Here is a 24,385-nt window from a genome sequence, read left to right as displayed (position 1 = left end):
TTTCATAAAACCGCTTTTAGCGGTTTTTTTGTATTTTTATACCTGAGTTTTTTGTCTGAAAATCACTATTTTTGCAATCGAAACCACATAAATGAAGAAATATTTAAAACTGCTTCGTGTAGAACAATGGGTTAAGAATCTTTTTGTTTTCGTTCCGCTTTTTTTCTCAGGTAATATTAAAAATTTAGATTTACTTACTAAAAGTATTTTCGCATTCATAATATTTTCTTTGGCAGCGGGCGTTGTTTATATTCTAAATGATTATAATGATATTGAAGCCGATAGAAAACACCCTGAAAAAAGAAGACGTCCATTAGCAAGTGGCGCTATTTCAAAACCGACTGCGGTCGGAATTTTAATCGGATTGGTAATTGTCAATATTTTACTGACTCTCTTTGCTCAATTTTATTTAAATACTCCAATTTGGAAATTCGCCTCAATCATTGTGATTTATTTTCTGATGAATTTGGCTTATACATTTAAATTAAAGCACGTTCCAATCATTGATATTTTCATTATTGCAATAGGTTTCGTGCTTCGAGTTCAAGCCGGAGGTTACATTACAGGGATTTTTATTTCTCAATGGGCAACTTTACTGACTTTCGTTTTAGCATTGGTTTTAGCCATCGGAAAACGTAGAGGAGAATTAATCAACGCACAAATTTCTGGAAAAACAAGAAAATCTTTAGACGGTTACAATGTACAGTTTGCAGATATTGCACTTTCAATTTCCATCACTTTGGCAATTCTTTGTTATTTAATGTTTACACTTTCTCCGGAAGTTCAGCTTAAATCGCATTCAAGTATATTTTATACGGTAATTTTTGTAGTTTTTGCATTTTTAAGGTATTTACAACAGACATTGGTGTACAATAGAACAGAATCTCCCACAAAGATCTTATACAGAGATCGTTATATTCAGATTACATTGCTTTTGTGGGTCGTTTCGTTTTTAATCTTAATTTACTTTAAAGAAAGTATTCATCAATTTAATTTACTGTAAATCATGAAGCCAAATTTCACGCAAAAAGTTACAAACTGGGGCAATTTTCCTATTGTGGAAAAAGAAATGAAGTCGGAAGACAGCTACAGGAAAATAAAAGAATTTGTACAGAATCATAACGAAGTTATTGCAAGAGGAAACGGAAGATGTTATGGCGACGCGTCTTTAGGTGAAAGTATTTTTTCAACTAAAAAATTAAATAAATTCATCAGTTTCGACCGGTTAAACGGAATTATTGAATGTGAATCCGGAGTTCTTCTGTCGGAAGTTTTAGAAATTTCAGTCCCGCAAGGATATTTTTTATATGTCACTCCGGGAACTAAATTTGTTTCTGTCGGTGGTGCAATTGCATCCGATGTTCATGGGAAAAACCATCATTCTGAAGGATGCTTTTCAGAGTATGTTATTGATTTTAAATTGATGACGGAAAATGGTGAAATCATAACTTGCTCAAAAGAAGAAAATTCCGAAAAGTTCTTTGCAACAATTGGAGGAATGGGTTTAACTGGAATTATTCTTTCGGCAAGATTTAAGCTAAAAAATATTGAAACTGCATATATTCGTCAGGAAAGTATTAAAGCTGAAAATTTAGACGAAATATTCAGACTTTTTGATGAAAGCGAAAGCTGGACTTACACTGTTGCATGGATTGATTGTCTTCAAAAAGGAAAAGATATTGGAAGAAGTATTTTGATGAGAGGTGAACACGCTTTTTCACACGAGCTTCCACAGAAATTTTCTAAAAATCCTTTACGGTTAAAAAAGAAATTTTCTCCTACAGTTCCTTTTTACTTCCCGGGATTTGTTTTAAATGCTTTGACTGTAAAGATTTTCAACTTTTTATACTATAAAAAACAGGCTAAAAAAGAGCTTAAAAATATCATCGATTACGAAACCTATTTTTATCCGCTTGATGCTATTAATGAATGGAATAGAATCTATGGAAAATCTGGTTTTATTCAATATCAAATGGTGATTCCGAAAGAAAACGGTAAGGAAGGAATGAAAAAAATTCTTGAAGCCATTGCAAACAGTGGAAACGGTTCTTTCCTTGCTGTTCTGAAACTTTTCGGGAAAGATAATCCGGAAGCTTATAATTCTTTCCCTGTTGAAGGTTATACTTTGGCGCTCGATTTTAAAGTCAATTCAAAATTGAAAAAGTTAGTTTCACAATTAGACCAAATTGTGCAAGATTTTGGAGGGAGAATTTACCTTACGAAAGACAGTATGAGCAAATCTTCGTTGACGGATTACCTGAAAAATGTAGAAAGTTCAAAATTTGTGTCGTTACAGCACAAAAGAATCTTAAATAATAAGTAAATGATAGTTCTCGGAAGTACATCTGAAGTAGCGCAGGCTTTTGTGGAAAAAGCTTTACAGGAAGGCGAAAAATATGAAAGAATTTATCTTTTTACATCAAACAGAGAAGCAACAGAACGTTTTGCACAGCATATTGACGTGAAATTTCTTCAGCAATCTGAAATTATAGAACTTGATTTGACAAAAGAAATTAATTATTTTAGTTTCGATCACATCAATTCAAATTTGTTGTTCTGTGCAACAGGTTATTTGGGAGATGGTACTGAAGAAGGTTTGTATGATAATAAAAATACAGAACGAATTATAGATATTAATTACTCAAAATTAGTTCCTGTCATCAATTATTTTGCTCAGAAATTTGAAGGTAAAAGATCAGGAACAATTATTGGACTTTCATCGGTTGCAGGAGATCGTGGAAGACAAAGTAATTTTATTTACGGAAGTGCAAAAGCTGCATTTACTGCTTATTTAAGCGGACTTAGAAACTATCTTTTTGAAAAGAAAGTTCATGTTTTGACCGTAAAACCTGGTTTTATGGCAACAAAAATGACAGAAGGTTTACCGTTAAACCCAAAATTGACAGCAACTCCCAAACAAGCAGCAGACTGTATTTATAAAGCATTCAAAAAACAAAAGAATATTGCATACGTTTTACCGATTTGGGGCGTTATAATGTTAATCATCAGAAATATTCCTGAGTTTATCTTTAAAAAATTAAAGCTTTAAAAACTGTTGTGTTCATTACTGAGTGAAACGCCTTGGCGAACTTAAAATCATAATGATTTTAAAATAACTTTGCGAACTTTGTGTTAAAAAAATTAAAAATTAGAATGAAAAAATTGTATTGTTTTGATTTTGATGGAACTATTACCTATAAAGATACGATGTTTATGTATCTTAAATTTTACAATCCTTCAAAATTCCGGGTGCAGTTTTTGAAACATATTCCTCTTTTTATTCTTTTAAAATTAAAATTAGCTGAAACTGAAAAAGTAAAGAAAAGCTTTATTGGATCTGTTTTAAAAGGTCAGCTTCAGTCTAAAATTGAAGAAAAATCTAAACAATTTTTTGAAGAAAATTACCCTAAAATTGTGAGAGAAAATGCTTTAGATTTCATTAAAAATATTGACAGAGAAAATACGCAGAGTCTAATGGTAACAGCTTCACTTGATATTTGGGCTAAACCTTTTGCCGAAAAATTACAAATGAATCTGGTCTCTACTAAAGCTGAGTTCAAAAATGGGGTTTTTACAGGCAACTTTATCGGCAAAAATTGCAATGGAAAAGAGAAATTAGAACGTATTAAAAAAGAAATTTCAAACGATAAGTACGATAAAATCATAGCGTTCGGAGATACTTCAGGAGATAAACCAATGCTTAAATGGGCAAATGAAGGTCATTACCAATTTTTTCATTAATTTTGAGGGATTAATAAAAATAATATGAATAAACTGCTGATTTTGTGTTTTGCAGTCATCATGAGTTGCGCAAGCACAACTGCAAAAAAATCTGATAATATGCAGAATAAAAGTGAAATTCTCGCTTCTGAGTCAAACGGCGGAACCGAGAAAGAAGGTTTTAAAATAATAAAAGATCAGGAGCAGCTGAAAAAGGAGATCACAGAAAACTTTGCTTCAAGCGGTATGGAGCCTGTAATGGATATTCCTGTTTTTCCGAATGATAAAAAAGTCGTTTTATATAATTTAGGAAGATTCAATTCAGGAGATCATAAAGTAAATGAAATTAAAAGCATTTCAGTAAAAGATAATGTATTGTATGTAGAAGTTCCGATGTACGAGTCGGGTGGGATGGAGATTCAGGTGCTTTCTAATCCTTGGTTTATATTTTCAGTTCCTTCCAGTTACAAATTTACGTCAATACAATTAAATCCGACAAAATAAAAAATGAATAAAATATATTTAGATAACGCTGCTACAACACCACTTTCAGAAGAAGTAATCGATGCTATGATAGACACGATGAAAATGAATTTCGGAAACCCTTCTTCAACTCACAGTTTCGGACAGGAAGCTAAGATTTTGATAGAAAATGTAAGAAGGCAGGTTGCAGATTATCTACATGTAACTCCGGCTGAGATTATTTTCACATCTTGCGGCACAGAATCCAACAACATGATCATTAAATCCAGCGTTGAGCATCTTGGCGTTGAGAGAATTATCAGTTCACCGATGGAACATAAATGTGTTTCTGAGAGTATTTTGGATATGAAAAACAGAAAAGGTGTTGAAGTTGCTTACATTCGTCCCAACGAAAAAGGAGATATCAATTTAAATAAATTAGAAGAATTACTTAAAGGTTCCGATAAAAAAACTTTAGTAAGCTTAATGCATGCTAATAACGAGATCGGAAATATAGTTGACATTAAAAAAATTGCACAGATTTGCAAAGAAAACAATGCGCTTTTCCATTCTGATACTGTTCAGACAATGGCACACATGAATCTTGATTTTTCAGATATTCCTGTAGATTTTGCTTCTTGCAGTGCTCATAAATTTCACGGTCCGAAAGGAATTGGTTTCGCATTTATCAGAAAATCAAGTGGTTTAAAAGGTATCATTACAGGAGGTCCTCAAGAAAGAAGTTTGAGGGCAGGAACTGAAAATGTTGCAGGTATTGCAGGTTTAGGTAAAGCTTTAGAGCTATCATTAAATAATATGGAAGCTTATACTCAACATATGCAGGACATCAAACAATATACGATTGATAGAGTAGCTGCAGAAATTCCGGGAGTGAAATTTAACGGAAGAAGTTCCGAAGCTGAAAACAGTTTATATACGGTGGTAAGTCTTTTGCTTCCATACAAAAATCCTCTAATCGGGTTGCAGTTGGATATGAAAGGAATTGCAGTTTCACAAGGAAGTGCGTGTTCATCAGGAGCTTCAAAACCTTCAATGGTAATGATGATGGTTTTATCTGAAGATGAAATGGATAACGGAACACCTTTAAGAGTATCATTCAGTCACAAAACGAATAAAAATGAGATTGATGCTTTTGTTGATGCTTTAAAAGAAATTTCTAAAGACTTCGTTATAGAAAATACAAATGTTGAGCATAGATAGGCTTTTCATTTTAAAGTGGTAATTTTGAATTACGAAAACAAAGAAGAATATTAATAATTAAAAGATAAAAAAATGGCTTTAGAAATTACAGATAGCTCGTTTCAGGAAACGGTTTTAAAATCAGACAAACCAGTATTGGTTGACTTTTGGGCAGTATGGTGCGGACCTTGTAGAACTTTGGGACCAATCATCGAAGAAGTTGCAACAGATTTTGAAGGAAAAGCTGTAGTAGGAAAAGTAGATGTAGACAACAATCAGGAGATTTCTATGCAATACGGAATCAGAAATATCCCTACAGTTCTTATTTTCAAGAACGGTGAAGTAGTAGATAAATTGGTTGGTGTAACTCCAAAAGAGGTAATCGCTGAGAAATTAAGCGCACACTTATAAAAAAATCACTTTGATAATGAATGCTTTCCGTTTTGGGAAGCATTTTTTGTCTCTAAAGATTTGCAGAATTAGAAAAAAGTTGTATTTTTGCAACCACAATAACGGAAGATTCTTCTGGAACTTGTGAAAAAGATCCGGTAGTTCAGCTGGTTAGAATGCCGCCCTGTCACGGCGGAGGTCGCGGGTTCGAGTCCCGTCCGGATCGCAAATCCTGTTTCATTTGAGACAGGATTTTTTATGTATTTAGTATATATCTATATTTTTTTTATGAGAGTATTGAGAAGATTTAGATTGTCATTAAATATCACAACTTAAACTCCTGAAGACTTATTTAGTCATAAATTAGAAATTCATCAAAGTTTATTGAATCTCGCTCTTTTTTTATTTTAGAAAATCATCTTTTTTCTTTATTGTATTTATAAAAAATATTCCGGTTTAACATAATACTCTTAATTATTGAATTTTCTTATCATTCTGAATTTATCTTTTATTTTTACGGATTTTAATTTTATCTAATTGAATTATTGTTGTTTAAATTCCATAATAATGGATTTAATTATAAAATAAATTCCGAATTTCTTCCAACATCCGAAAAGTTCACCATAATTAAACACTTACAAATTTTCATATTTGTATTGTTAACTAATTAAAAAAAATTATTATGTCAAAACACGATGTGAAAGGTAAGGTAGTTTTAATTGCCGGAGGAGGTAAAAATTTAGGCGGACTTTTAAGTAAAGATTTCGCAGCGAAAGGAGCAAAGCTTGCCATCCATTATAACAGCGAAAGTTCAAGAGAACAAAGTGAAAAAACTTTAGCAGATGTTCAGGCTTTAGGAGCAGAAGCTTTCTTATTTCAGGCAGACCTTACGAAGGTTGAAAACATCACGAAATTCTTTGATGAGACAATCAGCAAATTCGGAACTATTGATATTGCAATCAATACAGTTGGGATGGTATTGAAAAAACCATTTACTGAAACTACAGAAAAAGAGTATGATACAATGTCTGATATCAACTCTAAAGTTGCTTATTTCTTCTTACAGGAAGCTGGTAAAAAAGTAGCTGATAACGGTAAAATCTGTACAATTGTTACTTCGCTTCTTGCAGCTTATACAGGTCTTTATTCTACTTATGCAGGTATGAAAGCTCCAGTAGAGCATTTCACAAGAGCTGCGTCTAAAGAATTCGGAGCAAGAGGGATTTCTGTAACAGCAGTTGCGCCTGGACCAATGGATACTCCATTTTTCTACGGACAGGAAGCTGAAGATGCAGTAGCTTATCACAAATCTGCAGCAGCATTGGGAGGTCTTACGGATATTAAAGATATTGCACCATTGGTAGAGTTTTTAGTAACTGAAGGATGGTGGATTACAGGTCAGACTATCTTTGCTAACGGCGGATACACGACGAGGTAATAGAGTATTCATAAGCTCTTTCAAAGTTGGGAATTGAAAAAGCTTCAATTCCCAACTTTTATTTTATGGAAATCAACGAAGCTAAATTATTATTACCAAAATTATCCTTAATTAAACCTGAAATATGGGCAGATTTAGGTTGCGGAAACGGAACTTTTACTTATGCTTTGGCTGAAAAATTAGAAAATAAAAGTAAAATATTTGCAATAGACAGGCAAAGACAAAATCTTTCTGAAAAGCATCATGAAATAATGATTGATTATATTCAGACTGATTTTGAAAATGAAGATTTAAATATTTCACCTTTAGATGGAATTCTTTTAGCAAATGCTTTACATTTTGTAAAAGATAAAACAAAGTTGATTCGAAAACTTGAAGAATACTTTGAGAAAGGAAATGAAAAATGGATCATTATAGAATATGATAATTCAATTCCCAATCAATGGGAACCTTTTCCGATCACTTTTGATGAATTAAAATCTTTGTTTAAGCAATTAGGCTATTCAAAAATTGAAAAGATAGGTGAGAGAAAATCTGTTTTTGGCGGAACAATGTATTCAGCTTTCATTACTAAAACTTAAAAAAACACTATGATACTTAAAATAATAAACACTGTTCTGATTTTGGTTTCCGTTTTTATGGGATTCAAACAAGGATATGCAATGTTTTCCGGAAAACCTGAAATGATGGAAATGTTCGGAAAGTGGGGATTTGGCAAAACAGGTTTAATGATTAATGGAGCAGTCACTATTCTTGCTGCGATATTAATTCTTTTTCCTAAAACTTTTGTTTGGGGAAATTTCTTAATGGCAGCAGGCATTTTGCTAATTATATGTTTTCATCTTTTAGATAAAGATTTAAAAGGTGTTGCCATCGAAATTCCTTTTCTGTTGCTCAATCTGCTAATCATCTATCTTCAGCATCCTTTGAAAAGTGCTTAAAAATAAAAACACAAATGATGAAGAAAATATTATTTCTAAACTTATGTACAATAGTACTTTTTTGTTCTGTGACAGCTTGTGCTCAGAATAATAATACAGATAAAATATCTGGTAATAAAAACTCAACAACTAAAAAAACACAAAAAACTATGGATTTATCAAAAGTTACAAACCCAACAGTAAATGCTGCAATGACAGCTTGGCAAAATGGCGACAGCAAAACATTTTTATCATACTTTACAGATAATCCCACAATGACTGATGATGGCAATCCAAAGGGCTTTCATGTTTTTGTAAAAGAAGCTTGTGGTGAAGAAAAATTCCTTACTATAGATTCTGTTGAAAATAATGGAAATGATATTACAGGAAACTTCAAAGCAGGAAAATGGGGAACTTTTAAAGTTTTTTTCAAGTTTCATCAAAATGCTGACGGTAAATTTGACCGTTTGGATATTGGTCAGGCTCATTAATTTTTTTATTTCTTAACTCAATTCTCTTTTTCTGAATTACAAATCTTTTTAAGATATTTTGCTTTTATAAAAAAGTGAAGTGCCTTTGTGTACCCTTAAAATCATAAATAAATATCTGCTATTTTGAAAAGATTCTACGCTTTCATTCAGATAATCAATTGAATACATTCTAATGATTTTGCATTATGAAAAACAGTTACAATAAAATCGCCGGTCACGATATTGGTCATATAATAGCCATTAGTGACGCCGTTTTTGGAGTTGCCATGACGCTTTTGGTTTTAGAAATAAAGTTTCCGGAAATTGAAGGTGATGATAAAGAATTAGCAATGACTTTTTTAAAGTTGATGCCCAAATTTTTAGTTTATTTCCTCAGTTTTATGACAGCCGGAATTTTCTGGATGGGACAGTCTTCTCAGTTTGAACATATCAAGAAAAGCGACAGGAATCTGATTTGGATTAATCTTCTGTTTCTTCTTTTTGTATCGCTCCTTCCGTTTACAACTGCCTTTTTGGGAGATTATATTGACCATAATTTTGGAATTGCAATCTATTGGCTTAATATATTTTTATTAGGATTAATGCTTTATATCAGCTGGAATTACGCAACAAAGCACGGTTTTGTAGACAAAGAAGTTGAACAAGAAGTTTCTGGAGCTATCAAAAGGCGCATTATTGTTTCGCAGTCACTTTATTTCTTTGGAGCTTTACTTTGTTTTGTTAATTCTTATTTAGCGATAGCTGTAATTATCGCCATTCAGCTCAATTATGCGTTTGCATTTTTCAAAGGAAAACAAAATTAAAAACAGTTCAATTAACCATTTACTCCCATATTCACTAATTGAAAAACTTCAGATTATGAATAAACTTCAAACTTTATTAGACACTCAGAAAGAGTTTTTTTATACCGATGCCACCAAAACTTACGAGTGGCGAATAGATCAGCTTAATCGCATGGAAAAGTTCCTAACAGAAAATCAAGACGCATTTTGTCAGGCTCTCTACAAAGATTTTCGTAAACCTCCATTTGAACAGTTATTTGAAATTACCGTTCCGCTTGGTGTAATTAAATATTACAAAGAAAACCTGAAACAATTGATGAAACCTGAACAGGTTGACATTCCTAAAGGCTTAGAAGAAACCGGAAACAGAGGTGTAATTTATAAAGAACCGTTTGGTTCAACTTTGGTTATCGGACCTTTCAATGCTCCCGTTCTATTGTTGCTTGATCCTGCAATTGCGGCTTTGGCAGCAGGAAATCCTGTGATTCTGAAACCAGCTAATACAACACCGACTGTTGCAGAGCTTTTTCAGGAATTGATTCCAAAATATTTCGAACCTGAAGCTGTAAATATTGTAACAGGTGGAAGAGAAGAGATTACAGAGCTTCTGAAGCTTCCTTTTGATTTTATTTTCTTTACCGGAAGTTCAAATGTAGGAAAAGTTGTGATGCGTGCAGCGGCAGAAAATCTTACTCCGATTATCCTTGAATTAGGCGGGCAAAACCCAACAATTGTAGATGAAACAGCCAATCTCGATATTGCTGTTGACAGAATTGCGTGGGGACACAATGCAATTTCCGGTCAATGGTGCATTGCTCCGGGATATGTGTACGTACACGAAAGTATTGCTGAAATATTTATTGAAAAATTAAAAGCATCCATCCGAAAAATGTATGGCGAGAATCCTCAGGAAAGTCCGGATTTGGCTAGAATGATTAGTGAACATGATGCAGAAAGGGTTGCGTCTTACATCATTCCTGAAAAAGTTGTGATTGGAGGAAGGTATGATGTTTCAGCGAGATATGTGGAACCAACCGTTTTATATCCGAGTACTTGGGATGATCCGGCTTTACAGCAGGAAATTTTTGGACCAGTGTTGCCTGTTATGGTTTATTCGGATTTAAAAGAAGTTGCCAATATTATCAAAAGAAAGCCAAAATCTTTGGCAGCCTATATTTTCAGTAAAAATCAAGATAATATTGATTATTTCCTTAACTCAGTTTCATTTGGAGGCGGTTGTATTAACCAAACCAATCTGCATTGCTGGATAGATAGTCTTCCGTTTGGCGGGGTTGGTTTTGCAGGAATGGGAAAATATTATGGTAAAGCAGGTTTTGATGCATTAAGCAATACAAAAGCAATGTTGGTCGGCAATCCTGATTTGGAACTGGATGTTTTTCCACCTTATGCAGGGAAAGATATTGGTAAATCTTTAAGCTTGTTTAGCTCTTAAATAATTCAATTAAAATTAAACTATGATAACTAACGTAATAAGAATCAAACCTTTCAGCGATAAAGAAGATGCAACACTTGACTGGATGCAGAAAATGGCAATGAAAGCCTCCGAAATGCCGGGTTATATTAAAACCGAAATTGTTGAAACCAATCGCAGGGTTGCCGAAAAGGAATTTTTAACCATTCTTCAATTTGATACCAAAGAAAACCTTTCGGTTTGGGAAAACAATACTTTCCGAAAAGAGCAAATGTTATGGGCAACTGATAACTTAGCGGATATTAATAACGCTCCACTTTTCGAAGAATTCGGAGTTTATCAGGAAAGTAGTCCAGCAGAACAAAAGCATCCGAACCGACTGAAGGTGTATGTTTTGGCTGTATGTGTGATTTTTACTTTAATCAGTACGCTTGCGCAATATGTTTTAATGCCTTTGGGTAAATTTCTCGGAACACCGCCATTGTTAATTATTTTTCTAAATGTAGCGACACTGGTTGCCATTGTGAGTTTTGTCGTAATGCCATTTTTAACCAAAAGATTGTATAAATATTTGGTTTAATAATTTTCAAACCCTCATTAAAAAAATCAACAACAAATGAAAAAAACTATACTTATTTTTTCAATGCTTTTTGGTGTATTGCATGCACAAGAGCAAAAAGAGAAAGAAATAGAACAGGTGAAAACTTTACCAACGTCAATGGCAGCTCCGCAACCTGCAATACCAATTGAATTTGTACCGGGTTCTGACAGATTTTATTTCCAGGCAATTATTTCAAGAGATATTCCGGAAACTAAAGGAAAGCTTAGATTTATCTCTGTAACCAATTATGCTACGGAATATAAGAACGAAAATGCACGTGATAATGACTTTACGTCAGTAAATATTGTCAGTTACAAATTAGGAAAACATATTGGAGTTGGGCCATCTGCCGCAAATGTTGCCGGATTGGGATGGATTCCGAGTGTAGGATTTCAGTTTGGGTGGAGAAAACCTTCTTGGTCTGTAATTTTTAATCCGGCAATCAGTATTAATAAAAATACCAATACAAATAATGTTTTGGTCGCTGAATATTTCCCTGAAATTTCCAAAGATCATAAGTGGAGATTATACACGAGATTTCAGGCACTTTATATTTATGATTTTAAAAATGATGTACATTCCAGAAGTCAATATTTTGGAAGATTAGGAGTTTCATATAAACAGTTTACGATCGGAGCGGCAGTAAATTATGATTATTATGGTGCAACGAAAAGAGAAAAACGAAACTTCGGACCATTTTTGAGAGTTACACTATAATTCAATGATAAAATTGATGATTAAAATGATAATCCGAAAAGTTTTATTATTACCCATATTGCTTAGTCTAATGAGATTTTCTGCACAGGAATCTAAAGAACATTCACTTAAAATAAGTGGATTTGCAGAAGTTTATTATCAATATGATTCCAACAACCCGGAAAGTAATTCACGTCCGGGTTTTATTTATAGCCATCACCGGAATAACGAGGTTAATATCAATTTAGCTTTCATTAAAGCCAATTATGAAACCGAAAATCTGCGTGCCAATCTCGCTTTAGCAACAGGAACTTACATGAATGCCAATTACTCTGAAGAGCAAGGTGTTTTGAAAAATATTTATGAAGCCAACATCGGATTTAAAATTTCAAAAAATAAAAATATCTGGATTGATGCCGGAATTTTCCCTTCTCATATAGGTTTTGAAAGTGCTGTCGTAAAGGACAACTGGAATTTGACAAGAAGTATTGCCGCAGAAAATTCGCCCTATTTCGAAACCGGAGCTAAAATTTCATACACCACAGACAATGGAAAATGGTTAATGAGCGGTTTGATTATTAACGGATGGCAGCGAATCCAACAAGTTGATGGTAATAGTGCGCCGTCTTTTGGACATCAATTGACCTATATTCCAAATGAAAAACTGACAATTAACAGCAGCTCATTTATCGGAAATGATAAACCTGACAGTATTCGACAAATGCGCTACTTTCACAATTTATACGGAATTTATAAAATTAATAATCATTGGGCGGTGAGAGCAGGTTTTGATTTGGGAGCAGAACAAAAATTTAAAGGAAGTGATGCTTACAATATTTGGTACACTCCGGTTTTTATTGCAAAATATTCTCCGAATGAAAAAGTCAGCATTGCTGCTCGGGGAGAGTATTATCACGACAAAAATGAGGCAAAAATAACAACCGGAACTGAAAATGGATTTCAGATGCTCGATTACTCTCTGAATTTTGATTATCAGATTCTTCCCAACCTGCTTTGGCGAACGGAAATTAGAAATCTCAATAATAAAGACGCTGTTTTTCTCAATCGAAATAAAAACTTGGAAGCAAATAGTTTTACAGGAACTACATCCTTGTCTGTAAATTTTTAAAAGGATACCACATAGTTTAATTTTAATTAATAGAAATTATGGTTAAAAAAAGTATGAACATATTTGAAAATTAATATTTTAAATAATATATTCGTTCGAAGTTTTCACAAATAGAAAAAAAATACATGCATCATTCTTTACTCCTTATTTTAGGACTTTTATTTTCCGTTTTCTTGTTGGTTATGTTGGCTCAGCGAATCAAAATTGCTTATCCCATTTTTCTCGTTATTGCAGGATTGGGAATCAGTTTTGTTCCTGGTGTTCCTCACATGAGCTTAGATCCGGAAATCATATTTCTAATATTTTTACCACCATTATTGTATGAAGCAGCATGGTACACTTCATGGACAGATTTTTGGAAATGGAAACGTCCAATCGCTTTACTAGCATTTGGTTTGGTGTTTTTCACCTCGACCATTGTTGCGTATTTTACCTCATCATTTATCCCGGGATTTACTATTGCTTTAGGATTTCTTTTAGGCGGAATTGTTTCTCCACCTGATGCAGTTGCAGCAGCGACTGTTTTGAAAGGAATGGGTGTTCCGAAAAGATTAATGACCATTTTGGAAGGAGAGAGTTTGGTTAACGATGCGTCTTCATTAATTGTATTTAAATTTGCTTTATTAGCCGTAATCACAGGAGCTTTTTCAATGCAGGAAGCAACGGGACAGTTTTTCTTGGTTGCAGGAATGGGAATTGTAGTCGGGCTTGTAGGAGCGCATATTGTATATTTTATTCATCGGTTTTTACCCACAACTCCGGCAATTGATGCGGCTCTCACAGTAATGACTCCCTATATTTTATTTCTTGCGGCAGAGCAGTTTCATTTTTCGGGCGTAATGGCAGTTGTTACGGGCGGACTGTTTATTTCCTGGCGTTCTCATGAGATTTTCCAAACGGGAAATACAAGATTAAATATGCTTGGAGTTTGGACGACCCTGATTTTCGTGATGAATGCACTTGTTTTCGTATTAATCGGATTGGAACTTCCTGAGATTGTTGCAGCTTTAGGGAAATATTCTGTTTGGCAAGGCATAAAATATGGAGCAATTGTAAGTTTAATTGTTATTGTACTGAGATTTTTGTGGGTTTTTCCTATTGCACATATTCCGAGATGGTTTAGTGCAAAAGCCAGACAAGATCCTTCTCCGGGTTGGAAAGGTCCTTTGGTAATCAGTTGGGCAGGAATGAGAGGAGTTGTTTCTTTGGCAACGGCACTTTCTATTCCGCTTTATTTAGACGATAAGGGAACCGTTTTTCCGGAGCGTAATCTCATTATTTTTATAACTTTTGTTGTCATTTTCATTACGTTGGTTTTCCAGGGATTGACTTTACCTTTCATCATTAAATTAATTAAACTTAAAGAAATTGATGATTTGGTTCCTGAAGAAGAGCAACAGACTGGAATTCAATTGATTTTAGATAATACGGCATTACAATTAGTTAATGAAAAATATTCGTCTGATTTAAATGATAATGAGTTGATTAGTTTCTATAAATCTAATTTGGAATCTGATATTAATTTGGGCAATAAACGTCTCGAATCTTTAGAATGTGATGAAACGGAGCATCAGGAAATTGAAAAATACCATCACGTTTTATTGGATATTTATTCGATTCAAAGGAAAGAATTATTCAGAATGAGAAAAGAAAAACTGTTTTCCGATGAAGAAATTCGTAAAGCTGAATTGCAATTAGATTTAAATGAATTAAAAATTACCGGAGCAGGACATTAATTTTAGCTAAACTATGAATACAAATTCCCATTATAAATTAAAACATTTTATTCCCTGGACACGTGCTAAAATCTACAAAATGTTGATTTTAAGTATTATTCCTACGCTTCTTTTTTATTTTTTAGGATGGACCTGGCTTGCGATTCCGTGGGTTCCGGTGGCTTTGTTGGGAACAGCAACTGCTTTCATTTCCGGATTTAAAAATACACAAACCTACAATCGAACCTGGGAAGCGAGGCAAATTTATGGAGCCATTATCAACAGCAGTCGCGCTTTTGGAATAATGGTGAAAGATTTTATAAGAACAAATGATAAAACTGAAGAATCTAAGCTTCACAAAGAAATTATTTACCGTCATTTTGCATGGTTAACTGCAATGAGGTTTCAATTGAGAGAAATAAAAAGCTGGGAAAACGTTAAAACCAGAAGCTATTATCGAGAATATTTGCAGTATTACAAAGTTCCGGAGTGGGAAAGTAACATCTCTGATGAGCTTAAACCTTTTTTGTCTGAAAAAGAGTTTAATTATATTTTATCAACTAAAAACCGGGCAACGCAGATTTTGGCGACTCAATCTGAACATTTAAGAAAACTTAATGAAGAAGGTTTAATTTCAGATTACAATTACGTGACTCTAGAAAATCAACTCAAAGATTTGTACGACCAACAAGGAAAATGTGAAAGAATAAAGAATTTTCCTTATCCGAGACAGTTTACAAGCATCAATTTGTATTTTACCAATATGTTGTGTTTCTTGTTGCCTTTAGGTTTTTTAGGAGAGTTTTCAAAGATGATTGAAAAGTTTGGGGAGAATATTATTTGGCTGGCTATTCCATTTAGTGTTTTATTGGGCTGGGTTTTCCTTGTTTTGGAGCAAATCGGTGAAAGTACAGAAAATCCTTTTGAAGGAAACCCGAATGATGTTCCGATTACACAAATTACCAGAAATATTGAGATTGATCTTAGGGAAATGCTTGGTGAAACCGATCTTCCGCCTGCATTACAGCCTGTAAATAATATTTTAATGTAATTGTTAGTTCTACGTTTATCAAAACTGAAGAGATTTATTTAAATTAATGCAATTGATAATCTGTAATTTATATTTAATTTGAATAAAATTCATACGTAAAGTTTGCAGGTAATGAAAAAAGTTGTATTTTTGCAACCACAATAATGGAAGATTCTTCTGAAACTTGTGAAAAAGATCCGGTAGTTCAGCTGGTTAGAATGCCGCCCTGTCACGGCGGAGGTCGCGGGTTCGAGTCCCGTCCGGATCGCAAAAAGTTTTTACAATTTTAACTTTAAAAGAAAATTGATCCGGTAGTTCAGCTGGTTAGAATGCCGCCCTGTCACGGCGGAGGTCGCGGGTTCGAGTCCCGTCCGGATCGCAAAAAGTTTTTACAATTTTAACTTTAAAAGAAAATTGATCCGGTAGTTCAGCTGGTTAGAATGCCGCCCTGTCACGGCGGAGGTCGCGGGTTCGAGTCCCGTCCGGATCGCAAAAAGTTTTTACAATTTTAACTTTAAAAGAAAATTGATCCGGTAGTTCAGCTGGTTAGAATGCCGCCCTGTCACGGCGGAGGTCGCGGGTTCGAGTCCCGTCCGGATCGCAAATCCTGTTTCATCACGAGACAGGATTTTTTTATATGTATTACATTTATATTTTACATTCAGCTTCTATTTCTGTACAAATTGTTGGAATAATTTAGGTTTTAGTTTATTCTACCTTTTTTCGGACTGTATTAATACTAAAAAGGTTTTTCGAATTTCAACATTCATTACACTTAATTTATTTTTTATTTGACATACTTTAAGACAGCTAAAAATCAAAATTTCGATATGTTTTTGTAAAATTGACCTTTATTTTCTTCTTTAATTGTCAATTTCTAAGACGTGATATGATGATTTTAATCTGTAATGAGCTTGTTTTACGATTTAAATTGACTTTACTTAATTATTTCTGTTTTATTAATAATGATTTGTTTTATTAGTTGTAATATTCTGATAATAAGGTGCGTATGGTTTTGTTATGCAGATGCTTTTTGCGAATTTTTACGTCATTATTTATAAATGGTTCCCACAAAAGCTTGCTGATGAAATTTTCTGATTATATATTTGACATAGTTAAACAAGACACCAAATCATATATAAATAAATTTTCATCATTCAGTTTTCTTGTAGAATATCAGGGTTCAAATTATCTAGGGAAATGAACCCTGTTCTCTACAATTTTTAGAAAACAATTTAGAGTAAAGATGAAAGTAAGATAGACACCATCATTACATATATTAATAGAAAAACAGAATCTTCATTGAAGATTCTGTTTTCATTTTAGATAGGTAATCATTAAAATAAAAAGAGCTGCCATAATTGGCAACTCTTTAAAAAAAGTAATAGAATAGTATTAATTGCTTTTCATGTACAGCCTTTTCCATTTGCTCACTGTATTTCTGCTTAGTTTAAAATGATTGGCAAGCTGAAGGTTACTTAACTTTTGATCTTCTTGATAAGCTAATATTTTTAAAATAGTTTCGCTATCGTAAGATTTATGTCGCTGATTAAAATCTAGTATCTCTTTGTCAGTCGATCCAAAAATCTTTTTGTTAAGATCAATAATCTCCAGAATTGAAAAGTTGTCTTTATTTAAATAACAACTTAATTCTGATTGTCTTTCCGGACATTTTTCCAAAATAATATCTTCAAATATTTTTTTATAGTTAGGTTTATTAATCATAATTTCCAAATCTGTTTGTTAAGTTTGAGAATTGTATTTATTCACCCATTTATAAAGGGTAGTTTTAGGGATGTTATAGGTTTCAATAATTTCTACTGATGTCATTTTACCTGAGTTTAGATTATTTAAAATAAAATCAATAATTTCTTTGGTATAAACGTTTTTCCTGAATGACGGTAGGCTTGTTTGTACAGTTTTGGTTTTCTTGATTGTATTTTTTTGTTGCGCTGAAAATAATATTAAATGCTGACTGTAAATCCTAAAAAAATCATATTCGAGTAGTTTACTCCAGCTTAAAAGTATTTTAGTATCCAAGCTTTCACTATTATACATCTTACGAATATCATTTTCATTACACTTTAAAAAATTACAAATACGAGAAAAGTCTAGCTCACATTCTCTAACTCTTTGTTGTATTAAGCTTCCTATATGAATTTGTTTGAAGTTCATCACATATTGTATTAAATTATTTATGATAAATTACTGCTCAGATACGATGTCTGATAAAATGTTTTTCTGTAATAAAGTGATTTGGTAATAATGGTATTCAGAGGGGGAGAACCATTAAGAGGGAATTTTAAATTTACAGTTGCGGGGCCTTGTGTAAACCCCGCTTTCTGTAAAGATGATTTTCATCATTTGCCCTTTCGGGGGCTTAATTTTCATTTGTTGTTTCTAGAATCTGTCTTTTTATAATAAAAAGACCTGAGGACGTTTTTTTTACTCATGCGCATGAGTTTGGGAAAAGATGCGCAAGAGTTGGGTAAATGATGCGCAAGAGTTGAGGGAGTCATGCGCATCATTTTTGTTATCAATCTGCTTTTTTAAATGTTACAGTTTTTAATGTATCATCGATGCGTTTTCCGGGGCGGTAGTTTACATGGGCACCTTTGATGAAGCTTGTGTTGAACTCATCTTTAGTAACTGCACCGCTACTGCTCAGGCTGGGGTAGAAGCTTCCCAGTTTATCCATTCTGATGATTTTTCCGTTGGCAATGCTGTCTGTAATTACGTTTTCGAGGGCGATGATTACACCTCTGATATCCGCTTCAGATAATGCTGAGAATTTTTCAATCTGTTTAGAGAGATCGTCTACGCTCAGTTCTCCGTCATTGACGGCTACGGCATACCATTTTTTTATTCCGCCTCCGCTTACGCCGGGCTCGCCTCTTTCAATTAAATTGTACTTGATTGGCATAATTAATTTTTTGTTTTTTTTAATTATCGGTAACAGGAGCGGAAATTGTTTTCCGCTTTCTGCATACCAACTGTTAATATGAATAAAGTATAAATGTTTTTTTTGAACGCTGGTTTTGAAATACAGAAGCGGAAGTAGAATTTCTTCCGCATTCTGTAAAAACACAAATCACAAGTTATTATCTCCAAAAAGACCACACTGTTCCGTTATACACTGCAACCAAATGGTTAAAAGTATCATATACCATCATTCCGGCTGCAGGGCTAATAATATTCAGATGGGGGCTTGCCACTCTTGGAAGCACCATTGCTTTGTCTGTATCTGTAAGAACCAATATTCCAGGCGTAGTATCGGCAGCACCATCACTGCCGATAGCAGCTTTGGCAGAATTACTTTCCTGAAGGTTGTCCTGAATGCTTGTGTTTACAGCACCGGTATTATCTCTGGTAAGATCAAACCAGGTTCCTCCTTTCAGGTATTTTACTTTTTTATCTGCAACGTCATAAATAATGGTTCCGTTTACAGCTCCTGTTACGTCCCCCTGTGAAGTTACCCAGGGTAAAATAATCCCTTTATTGGCATTATCTCCAAACTCCAGAGAGACCGATGTGTTGCTAACATTTGATTTTCCGATGGCAATCTGAGAGAATGCCAGTGAGGATGCCATAGCCAAGATTACTGTGAATATATATTTCATAATAAATCGATTAAAAATTATTTAGTTTGAAGGGCAGGTTGGGGTAGAAAGGCAAGACCATCCTGTCGCTGTACCTGTGGTATTTACCTGCAGACAGTTAAGATCTTTATTATAAACCATCATACCTTCTATAAGGTTTGAGGTAGGAATGCTTGCAATCTCTGCTGTAGTAAGTCTGTTAACAACAAAACCTTTGGTCTTTGCTTCCAGCGCTGTCCATGCTCCTTTTCTTACCATCGGCCAGTTGCCTGCTGCATCACTTCCAGCTCTGTTTAATGCACTAATACCATGTTTGGTGTCTAAAGCTGTACCCGTAGTAATTCCCGGTTTAAAGCACGAACCGTGTGTATCTGTATCGGTAGCCGTATTATTTGCCATGTTTGAATCTGAAATATTGGTAGGTGGAGTCACCGTTACCGTATTGACAAGATTTCCTGTAAAGCTCATCGGAACGTTTACTGTTACAGTGTAGATAACTGTTCCTCCCATAGGAATACCAACAAGATCGTTAATAGCACCTGTCTGTGTTCCTGAAACATTAGTCGTAGAACCTGTAGAGGCTACTGCAGTATAACTTACATTAGCTGCAGGAATTCCTGCAGGTACAGGATCTGAAATTGAAGCGTTTAAAACTCCAAAGGGACCATTATTGCGGACTGTTATGGTATAAACAGTAGCTGCTCCCGGAATGTAAGTAGTGGTGTTGTCTGACTTGGTAACCTGCAAGTCTGCACTGAATGTAATAGGCATTGTTACGCAATGTGCTCCGTCATTACTTGTACTTGCAGGAGCATCAGAAATTTTAACTCTTGCACCAGTGGTAAGGTTAAATTGATAAAAACCACCGGCGTTATTAACTCCGAAAACTTCGCCCGTACTTGAGGTATACATTGCACCAAACTGTAAACTTCCGGGAGTAATACCCACTCCGGTAACTGCGCCTGTAGAAGGATCAATAGTAGTAAGTTGTCCATTTGCACTATTCACTCCGTAAAGAAGCCCTGTTGCAATACTGAAACTCAGATCTGAAACATTTACACTTGTTGAAAGCGTGATAAGCGTAGCTGTTTTTGTTGTAAGATTGATCTTATATAGCTGATTATTACCTGCATTTGACTTCACATAATAATTTCCTGCATTATCTATTTCTCCTGCATTATATGTGGCAACAGGCAAATTGGTAACTGCTCCCAAACTGGTAGAAGAACCATCGGTATTGATTTGTAGCAGCACATTGGAGGTTAAAACCTGCATCGCATATATTTTACCATCTACAGGGTTAAGACCCATTGCATTGTGATTAACAGCTGCAGATCCCACTGTTGGGTAAGTAAATGGATTACTTGAAGTATTTATGGTATAGAGTATATTGTTCTGTGACAGATATACCTTATTATCACATCCGAAAACTGCTTCTACTTTGAATTTTACTTCCGCTATTGTGCAATTTGTTTCCGTTGCCACATCAGAATCTTTATCACAAATTTTATAATAATAAGTATATGTTCCGGGTGGGGTTGTGGCTGGAATAACTAAATTTCCATTTCCGTCTACTGTTGCATTTGCAGTTGTCCACATTTCATAGAAAAAGTCTACAGAATTAGCAGGCATAGTAGATATTACGGTGCCGTTATAAGTGTCATTTCCGAAAATAGATGGCAGCGTACCTCCTACACCTGCAATAATAGGTGTAGAAGTATAATCATCGTTTACCGCACAGATTGGCGCAACTACTGTTACCATCTTTGTTGGTGAATAACAGTTACCTGTTGAATTGTAAAATGCTGCATAATATTTATTCGTTCCCGGCAATGCATTAGCAGGAGTTATAATATTAGCAGAAGTAGCTACAGGACTGGAATGCCAAGTAATTACAGTTCCTACTTGTGGATTGGAGACTGCTAAAGAAGATAAGTTTGCAGAAGTACTTCCACAAGGAATTTGGTAAAACGAAGAAGTATTTGAATATGCTGATGTGTTATTAAATGATGGTACTGGACCAGCTGCTATATTGCTTACAGTAACTGAAACAATCGCCGATGTAGCTTTCCCTTCACAATAAGAATCTGACACTACAACATAATAGTATCGTGTCCCTGCTGCAGAAGTTGGCGGATTATAAGTAGCTGAAGTAGCTCCCGAAATAAGTGTTCCTCCGGTTGTACTGTTTGTTGTATTGCTGTACCATTGATAAGTAAGTGTACCAGTTCCTGTTGCAGTGGAAACTAAAGGTTGGGCAACTCCATTAAGACATACATTCTGTGTTGGTGGAGTAATAGCAGAAATTGCAACTACTGGAGCACAAGACTTACAAATATTACCAGCTAATGTTTCTATATTGATTGACGATATATCAAAAGTATCGCTCATCACGGCTTTTCTAGGTTTTACACCACTTCCTTGCGGGTCACCTGCATTAGCTTGTACAGTTCCATTATAATCACCTCCAACCGAAGCGATAGCAGCTGCAGCAGCTCGGGCAGCTGTGTCAAATGAGGTACTAACTCCTGTGGGTGCATGGATTACAACAAATGTTGCTCCCAAAGAACTTTTCATTGTATTATAGTTGCTAAATCCAAGTAGAGCAGATGTTAACCCATTTCCACCGGCTGTTCCATCTGTAAAAATAAATATAACAAGCTTATTGTTAGGATCAAGGCTTAGCTTTTTTTGTGTACTCACAATTTGTGAGCTAGCTGCTGAGCTTCCTAAAGAATTTTGTAATAGTGCGGTATTTTCCGGTAACCAAGTGTTATTGCCTAATGTGGCATAATGAGTTGCTCCTTGAGTGGCAAGCCCACCTCTTCTCACAAAACTTTTAGCTAAATTAGAATCATCAGTAAAATTATTTTCTATAAATATTCTGGCATCTGTTATTGGATTTGGAGTTGTATAAATTCCCGCAAAATGCGTTACAGCAATTCGGTTATTGGGATTGCATTCTAAAACTTTATCAATTAGAGCTTTAGTAGAATTACTCATAGCGATCCATTCTGTATCATCAATGGAGCTTGAGTTATCTAAGAAGAATACAGCATCTACACCCTGTGCTTTTGCAGTATTTATCCATGTTGTAAGGATCAATAAAAGTATAGGTAATACTTTTAAAAATACAATATTTTTACGTTTCATCGTTTTCAATTTTAATGTGTTTTGAAAATTAATTTTTCATTATGTGTTTTGCCTTTAAATAAGGCTTTCAAAAAATTATATAAATGATGGAGGAGGTCTTATTCTACTTCGGTTAGAATGATTGTATTGTGTCTTTAAATGATATATGAGTGTTAATTTGATGTCTTCAGAAAAGTGAAAAATTTCAGAAAGTTCTGGTTTCTTTAAAGTAGCATCTTTTTTTATATGATAATTGTTTCCGGCGCAAACAAAGTTTTTTGAAATAGGAAGATTCAAAAAAACTTCGGAGTTGTTACCTATGTAATGTTTTAGCGGGGTAGCTTTAGGATGTTCTTTTTTTATGACTGCTATTTCCTTAGAGGATTTGGTTTTTTGAGGTTTTTCACAAGTAGTTAAAATAGTTTTGCTTTCTTTTTTATTCTTGCTTTCAGTAATATTATAAATATATGTTCCTGAAGTGATGGACAGATAATTTATTGTCTTATCTCGTAATTCTTTATCAATAACAACAACGCTTCCCTGTAAACTCATCTGACCATAAATTGAATGAAAACCCTGCAGAAAAAACAAAGCAAACAGAATCTTTACCCTACAAAAGAGTTGGGTATTTTGAAAGATTGTTGTTATTGAATTTCTGCTCATTGTTTTGGTTTAAATTTCTACTTGAGTAGATGAAATGTGATGAAGAATAAAAGTTGATATGTTTATCGGTTTAAATAATTTTAAATAGAGAATTTTAAAAATGTGATGCGGTATTGTCACTTTAGAAAATCTTTGGCAAATGAATAAATAATAGAATTGATGGAGAAAATAACAGACCCTATATAGATACTATGTTTTGTTAATTGTTTGATTTTTATATGTTTGTGCTTTGTTTGATTCGTGATTTACAATTTATATTATAGTTTTTTGAACCAGATATACAGGTCTTCTCCCGAAGGAATATTAAACTTTTTTCGTAGTCTGCTTTTCCTTACCTGAACAGCTTTTTTGGTGACGAATGTATAATTGGCAATTTCTTTTGTTGAAAAATTAAGCTTGATGTAGGCACAAAAAATAAGCTCAGAATTAAGGATGTCCGGATAAAGAGAGATAATCTTGTTGCAAAATTCCGGATAGATCTTTTTGAATTTTGCGAGAAAAAAGGGATCATTAATTTTTGCGAGCTGAAAAACTTCTTCAAGATCATCATTGATAATATGAAGGATTTCTGGTTTTTCAGCATCTTTTTGTTGACTGTTGTCAGTGGACTTCTTTTGTTTGTTCTTTAAATAGAAGTAAAGTCCACCGAAAACAACAGCAACCTGAAGGAAATTGATGAGTACTTTTTTTTTCATTGTGTATGCTTTTAGAATCAACAGAATATGACTGTAAAGAGTCTGATATTCTATTCTGAATTTTCTGCTACAAATGAATCGATAAATAAACTATATGCAAAAAAAAGTGACCCTACACAGATACTACATAGTGTGTAAGTAGTTGATTTTTAGTGTTTAAAATTTATATAGGTGTTTTGTTGCTGTTTTGAAGATTTGACTTTAATAATTAAGAAATTACTAAATAATAACCTATTTATACCAATAAAAGAGGAGGTAGAGTTATGATAAAGTATAGAAATAAGAATTTG

25 protein-coding genes and 5 tRNA genes are annotated in these 24,385 nt (G+C 34.0%); 23 read left to right on the top strand and 7 right to left on the bottom strand.

The genetic code is table 11. The features are described from left to right. Positions 1–91 precede the first annotated feature (91 nt). The 23 genes from OF897_RS15860 to OF897_RS15750 all read left to right on the top strand — a co-directional run bounded on the left by OF897_RS15860 (position 92) and on the right by OF897_RS15750 (position 16,607). Complete coding sequence (locus tag OF897_RS15860; protein WP_267266650.1) at positions 92–1,003, top strand: decaprenyl-phosphate phosphoribosyltransferase; 912 nt, start codon at positions 92–94, stop codon at positions 1,001–1,003. 3 nt (positions 1,004–1,006) lie between these two features. Next, complete coding sequence (locus OF897_RS15855) at positions 1,007–2,323, top strand: FAD-binding oxidoreductase (RefSeq protein WP_267266649.1); 1,317 nt, start codon at positions 1,007–1,009, stop codon at positions 2,321–2,323. Further along, a complete protein-coding gene (locus tag OF897_RS15850) occupies positions 2,324–3,049 on the top strand; it encodes an SDR family NAD(P)-dependent oxidoreductase (protein ID WP_267266648.1) in 726 nt (241 codons plus the stop codon). A gap of 104 nt (positions 3,050–3,153) precedes the next feature. Next, complete coding sequence (locus OF897_RS15845) at positions 3,154–3,741, top strand: HAD-IB family hydrolase (protein WP_267266647.1); 588 nt, start codon at positions 3,154–3,156, stop codon at positions 3,739–3,741. Positions 3,742–3,765: 24 nt separating this feature from the next. After that, positions 3,766–4,224 carry a hypothetical protein gene (locus OF897_RS15840; RefSeq protein ID WP_267266646.1) on the top strand — a complete coding sequence of 153 codons (459 nt, stop codon included), beginning with the start codon at positions 3,766–3,768 and terminating at the stop codon, positions 4,222–4,224. Positions 4,225–4,227: 3 nt separating this feature from the next. Further along, positions 4,228–5,403, top strand: a complete 1,176-nt coding sequence (locus tag OF897_RS15835) for a cysteine desulfurase family protein (protein ID WP_267266645.1) — start codon at positions 4,228–4,230, stop codon at positions 5,401–5,403. A gap of 72 nt (positions 5,404–5,475) precedes the next feature. Further along, positions 5,476–5,793 (top strand): thioredoxin, encoded by a 318-nt coding sequence (trxA, locus tag OF897_RS15830; protein ID WP_034682284.1) that lies wholly within the window; start codon positions 5,476–5,478, stop codon positions 5,791–5,793. A gap of 131 nt (positions 5,794–5,924) precedes the next feature. Continuing rightward, positions 5,925–5,998 (top strand) — tRNA-Asp (locus OF897_RS15825). 456 nt (positions 5,999–6,454) lie between these two features. After that, positions 6,455–7,210 (top strand): SDR family oxidoreductase, encoded by a 756-nt coding sequence (locus OF897_RS15820; RefSeq protein WP_267266644.1) that lies wholly within the window; start codon positions 6,455–6,457, stop codon positions 7,208–7,210. Positions 7,211–7,275: 65 nt separating this feature from the next. Further along, on the top strand, positions 7,276–7,791 hold the full coding sequence (locus tag OF897_RS15815) for a class I SAM-dependent methyltransferase (RefSeq protein ID WP_267266643.1): 516 nt from the start codon (positions 7,276–7,278) through the stop codon (positions 7,789–7,791). 9 nt (positions 7,792–7,800) lie between these two features. After that, a complete protein-coding gene (locus OF897_RS15810; RefSeq protein ID WP_267266642.1) occupies positions 7,801–8,151 on the top strand; it encodes a DoxX family protein in 351 nt (116 codons plus the stop codon). A gap of 17 nt (positions 8,152–8,168) precedes the next feature. Then, positions 8,169–8,621: a hypothetical protein gene (locus OF897_RS15805; protein WP_267266641.1), complete on the top strand. Its 453-nt coding sequence runs from the start codon at positions 8,169–8,171 to the stop codon at positions 8,619–8,621. Positions 8,622–8,806: 185 nt separating this feature from the next. Then, on the top strand, positions 8,807–9,424 hold the full coding sequence (locus tag OF897_RS15800; protein ID WP_267266640.1) for a TMEM175 family protein: 618 nt from the start codon (positions 8,807–8,809) through the stop codon (positions 9,422–9,424). Positions 9,425–9,479: 55 nt separating this feature from the next. Beyond that, positions 9,480–10,856, top strand: a complete 1,377-nt coding sequence (locus tag OF897_RS15795) for an aldehyde dehydrogenase family protein (protein WP_267266639.1) — start codon at positions 9,480–9,482, stop codon at positions 10,854–10,856. 22 nt (positions 10,857–10,878) lie between these two features. Next, a complete protein-coding gene (locus OF897_RS15790; protein WP_267266638.1) occupies positions 10,879–11,415 on the top strand; it encodes a hypothetical protein in 537 nt (178 codons plus the stop codon). 36 nt (positions 11,416–11,451) lie between these two features. Beyond that, positions 11,452–12,153 (top strand): hypothetical protein, encoded by a 702-nt coding sequence (locus OF897_RS15785; protein ID WP_267266637.1) that lies wholly within the window; start codon positions 11,452–11,454, stop codon positions 12,151–12,153. Positions 12,154–12,178: 25 nt separating this feature from the next. Further along, entirely contained in the window at positions 12,179–13,261 is a 1,083-nt protein-coding gene (locus tag OF897_RS15780; RefSeq protein ID WP_267266636.1) for a porin, read from the top strand. A 125-nt stretch (positions 13,262–13,386) separates the two neighbouring features. After that, positions 13,387–14,997, top strand: coding sequence for a Na+/H+ antiporter (locus OF897_RS15775; protein WP_267266635.1), 1,611 nt, complete (start codon positions 13,387–13,389; stop codon positions 14,995–14,997). A gap of 13 nt (positions 14,998–15,010) precedes the next feature. After that, positions 15,011–16,027 (top strand): bestrophin family protein, encoded by a 1,017-nt coding sequence (locus tag OF897_RS15770; RefSeq protein WP_267266634.1) that lies wholly within the window; start codon positions 15,011–15,013, stop codon positions 16,025–16,027. 173 nt (positions 16,028–16,200) lie between these two features. Continuing rightward, positions 16,201–16,274 (top strand) — tRNA-Asp (locus OF897_RS15765). Positions 16,275–16,311: 37 nt separating this feature from the next. After that, positions 16,312–16,385, top strand: a tRNA-Asp gene (locus OF897_RS15760). 37 nt (positions 16,386–16,422) lie between these two features. Beyond that, positions 16,423–16,496: transfer RNA gene (locus OF897_RS15755), tRNA-Asp, on the top strand. Between the two features lie 37 nt (positions 16,497–16,533). After that, positions 16,534–16,607 (top strand) — tRNA-Asp (locus OF897_RS15750). Between the two features lie 794 nt (positions 16,608–17,401). Here the strand turns inward: OF897_RS15750 and OF897_RS15745 are convergent. From OF897_RS15745 to OF897_RS15715, 7 genes are all read right to left on the bottom strand, one after another. Then, a complete protein-coding gene (locus OF897_RS15745; RefSeq protein ID WP_267266633.1) occupies positions 17,402–17,731 on the bottom strand; it encodes a helix-turn-helix domain-containing protein in 330 nt (109 codons plus the stop codon). Positions 17,732–17,749: 18 nt separating this feature from the next. Continuing rightward, entirely contained in the window at positions 17,750–18,181 is a 432-nt protein-coding gene (locus tag OF897_RS15740; RefSeq protein WP_267266632.1) for a transposase, read from the bottom strand. A 361-nt stretch (positions 18,182–18,542) separates the two neighbouring features. Further along, on the bottom strand, positions 18,543–18,929 hold the full coding sequence (locus OF897_RS15735) for an HU family DNA-binding protein (RefSeq protein ID WP_267266631.1): 387 nt from the start codon (positions 18,927–18,929) through the stop codon (positions 18,543–18,545). 178 nt (positions 18,930–19,107) lie between these two features. After that, positions 19,108–19,626, bottom strand: a complete 519-nt coding sequence (locus OF897_RS15730) for a hypothetical protein (RefSeq protein WP_267266630.1) — start codon at positions 19,624–19,626, stop codon at positions 19,108–19,110. Positions 19,627–19,647: 21 nt separating this feature from the next. Further along, positions 19,648–22,758, bottom strand: a complete 3,111-nt coding sequence (locus OF897_RS15725; protein WP_267266629.1) for a DUF6923 family protein — start codon at positions 22,756–22,758, stop codon at positions 19,648–19,650. 75 nt (positions 22,759–22,833) lie between these two features. After that, complete coding sequence (locus tag OF897_RS15720; RefSeq protein ID WP_267266628.1) at positions 22,834–23,289, bottom strand: hypothetical protein; 456 nt, start codon at positions 23,287–23,289, stop codon at positions 22,834–22,836. A 368-nt stretch (positions 23,290–23,657) separates the two neighbouring features. Continuing rightward, positions 23,658–24,095 (bottom strand): hypothetical protein, encoded by a 438-nt coding sequence (locus tag OF897_RS15715; RefSeq protein ID WP_267266627.1) that lies wholly within the window; start codon positions 24,093–24,095, stop codon positions 23,658–23,660. Positions 24,096–24,385 lie beyond the last annotated feature (290 nt).

It is taken from the genome of Chryseobacterium formosum, assembly GCF_026460885.1.
In the GTDB taxonomy this organism is placed as follows: Bacteria; Bacteroidota; Bacteroidia; order Flavobacteriales; family Weeksellaceae; genus Chryseobacterium; species Chryseobacterium formosus.
Note: the sequence above shows the minus strand (reverse complement) of the source record. Positions and strands in the feature narration are given on the sequence as shown.

Excerpts from the sequence above, each read along its gene's own strand:
- OF897_RS15775 (WP_267266635.1), top strand. The coding sequence starts at position 13,387 with ATGCATCATTCTTTACTCCTTATTTTAGGACTTTTATTTTCCGTTTTC.
- OF897_RS15780 (WP_267266636.1), top strand. The coding sequence starts at position 12,179 with ATGATAATCCGAAAAGTTTTATTATTACCCATATTGCTTAGTCTAATG.
- OF897_RS15810 (WP_267266642.1), top strand. The coding sequence starts at position 7,801 with ATGATACTTAAAATAATAAACACTGTTCTGATTTTGGTTTCCGTTTTT.
- OF897_RS15835 (WP_267266645.1), top strand. The coding sequence starts at position 4,228 with ATGAATAAAATATATTTAGATAACGCTGCTACAACACCACTTTCAGAA.
- OF897_RS15770 (WP_267266634.1), top strand. The coding sequence starts at position 15,011 with ATGAATACAAATTCCCATTATAAATTAAAACATTTTATTCCCTGGACA.
- OF897_RS15805 (WP_267266641.1), top strand. The coding sequence starts at position 8,169 with ATGAAGAAAATATTATTTCTAAACTTATGTACAATAGTACTTTTTTGT.
- OF897_RS15725 (WP_267266629.1), bottom strand. The coding sequence starts at position 22,758 with ATGAAACGTAAAAATATTGTATTTTTAAAAGTATTACCTATACTTTTA.
- OF897_RS15745 (WP_267266633.1), bottom strand. The coding sequence starts at position 17,731 with ATGATTAATAAACCTAACTATAAAAAAATATTTGAAGATATTATTTTG.
- OF897_RS15730 (WP_267266630.1), bottom strand. The coding sequence starts at position 19,626 with ATGAAATATATATTCACAGTAATCTTGGCTATGGCATCCTCACTGGCA.
- OF897_RS15820 (WP_267266644.1), top strand. The coding sequence starts at position 6,455 with ATGTCAAAACACGATGTGAAAGGTAAGGTAGTTTTAATTGCCGGAGGA.
- OF897_RS15790 (WP_267266638.1), top strand. The coding sequence starts at position 10,879 with ATGATAACTAACGTAATAAGAATCAAACCTTTCAGCGATAAAGAAGAT.
- OF897_RS15735 (WP_267266631.1), bottom strand. The coding sequence starts at position 18,929 with ATGCCAATCAAGTACAATTTAATTGAAAGAGGCGAGCCCGGCGTAAGC.
- OF897_RS15740 (WP_267266632.1), bottom strand. The coding sequence starts at position 18,181 with ATGAACTTCAAACAAATTCATATAGGAAGCTTAATACAACAAAGAGTT.
- OF897_RS15850 (WP_267266648.1), top strand. The coding sequence starts at position 2,324 with ATGATAGTTCTCGGAAGTACATCTGAAGTAGCGCAGGCTTTTGTGGAA.
- OF897_RS15720 (WP_267266628.1), bottom strand. The coding sequence starts at position 23,289 with ATGAGTTTACAGGGAAGCGTTGTTGTTATTGATAAAGAATTACGAGAT.
- OF897_RS15785 (WP_267266637.1), top strand. The coding sequence starts at position 11,452 with ATGAAAAAAACTATACTTATTTTTTCAATGCTTTTTGGTGTATTGCAT.
- OF897_RS15815 (WP_267266643.1), top strand. The coding sequence starts at position 7,276 with ATGGAAATCAACGAAGCTAAATTATTATTACCAAAATTATCCTTAATT.
- OF897_RS15860 (WP_267266650.1), top strand. The coding sequence starts at position 92 with ATGAAGAAATATTTAAAACTGCTTCGTGTAGAACAATGGGTTAAGAAT.
- OF897_RS15715 (WP_267266627.1), bottom strand. The coding sequence starts at position 24,095 with ATGAAAAAAAAAGTACTCATCAATTTCCTTCAGGTTGCTGTTGTTTTC.
- OF897_RS15840 (WP_267266646.1), top strand. The coding sequence starts at position 3,766 with ATGAATAAACTGCTGATTTTGTGTTTTGCAGTCATCATGAGTTGCGCA.
- OF897_RS15855 (WP_267266649.1), top strand. The coding sequence starts at position 1,007 with ATGAAGCCAAATTTCACGCAAAAAGTTACAAACTGGGGCAATTTTCCT.
- trxA (WP_034682284.1), top strand. The coding sequence starts at position 5,476 with ATGGCTTTAGAAATTACAGATAGCTCGTTTCAGGAAACGGTTTTAAAA.
- OF897_RS15795 (WP_267266639.1), top strand. The coding sequence starts at position 9,480 with ATGAATAAACTTCAAACTTTATTAGACACTCAGAAAGAGTTTTTTTAT.
- OF897_RS15845 (WP_267266647.1), top strand. The coding sequence starts at position 3,154 with ATGAAAAAATTGTATTGTTTTGATTTTGATGGAACTATTACCTATAAA.
- OF897_RS15800 (WP_267266640.1), top strand. The coding sequence starts at position 8,807 with ATGAAAAACAGTTACAATAAAATCGCCGGTCACGATATTGGTCATATA.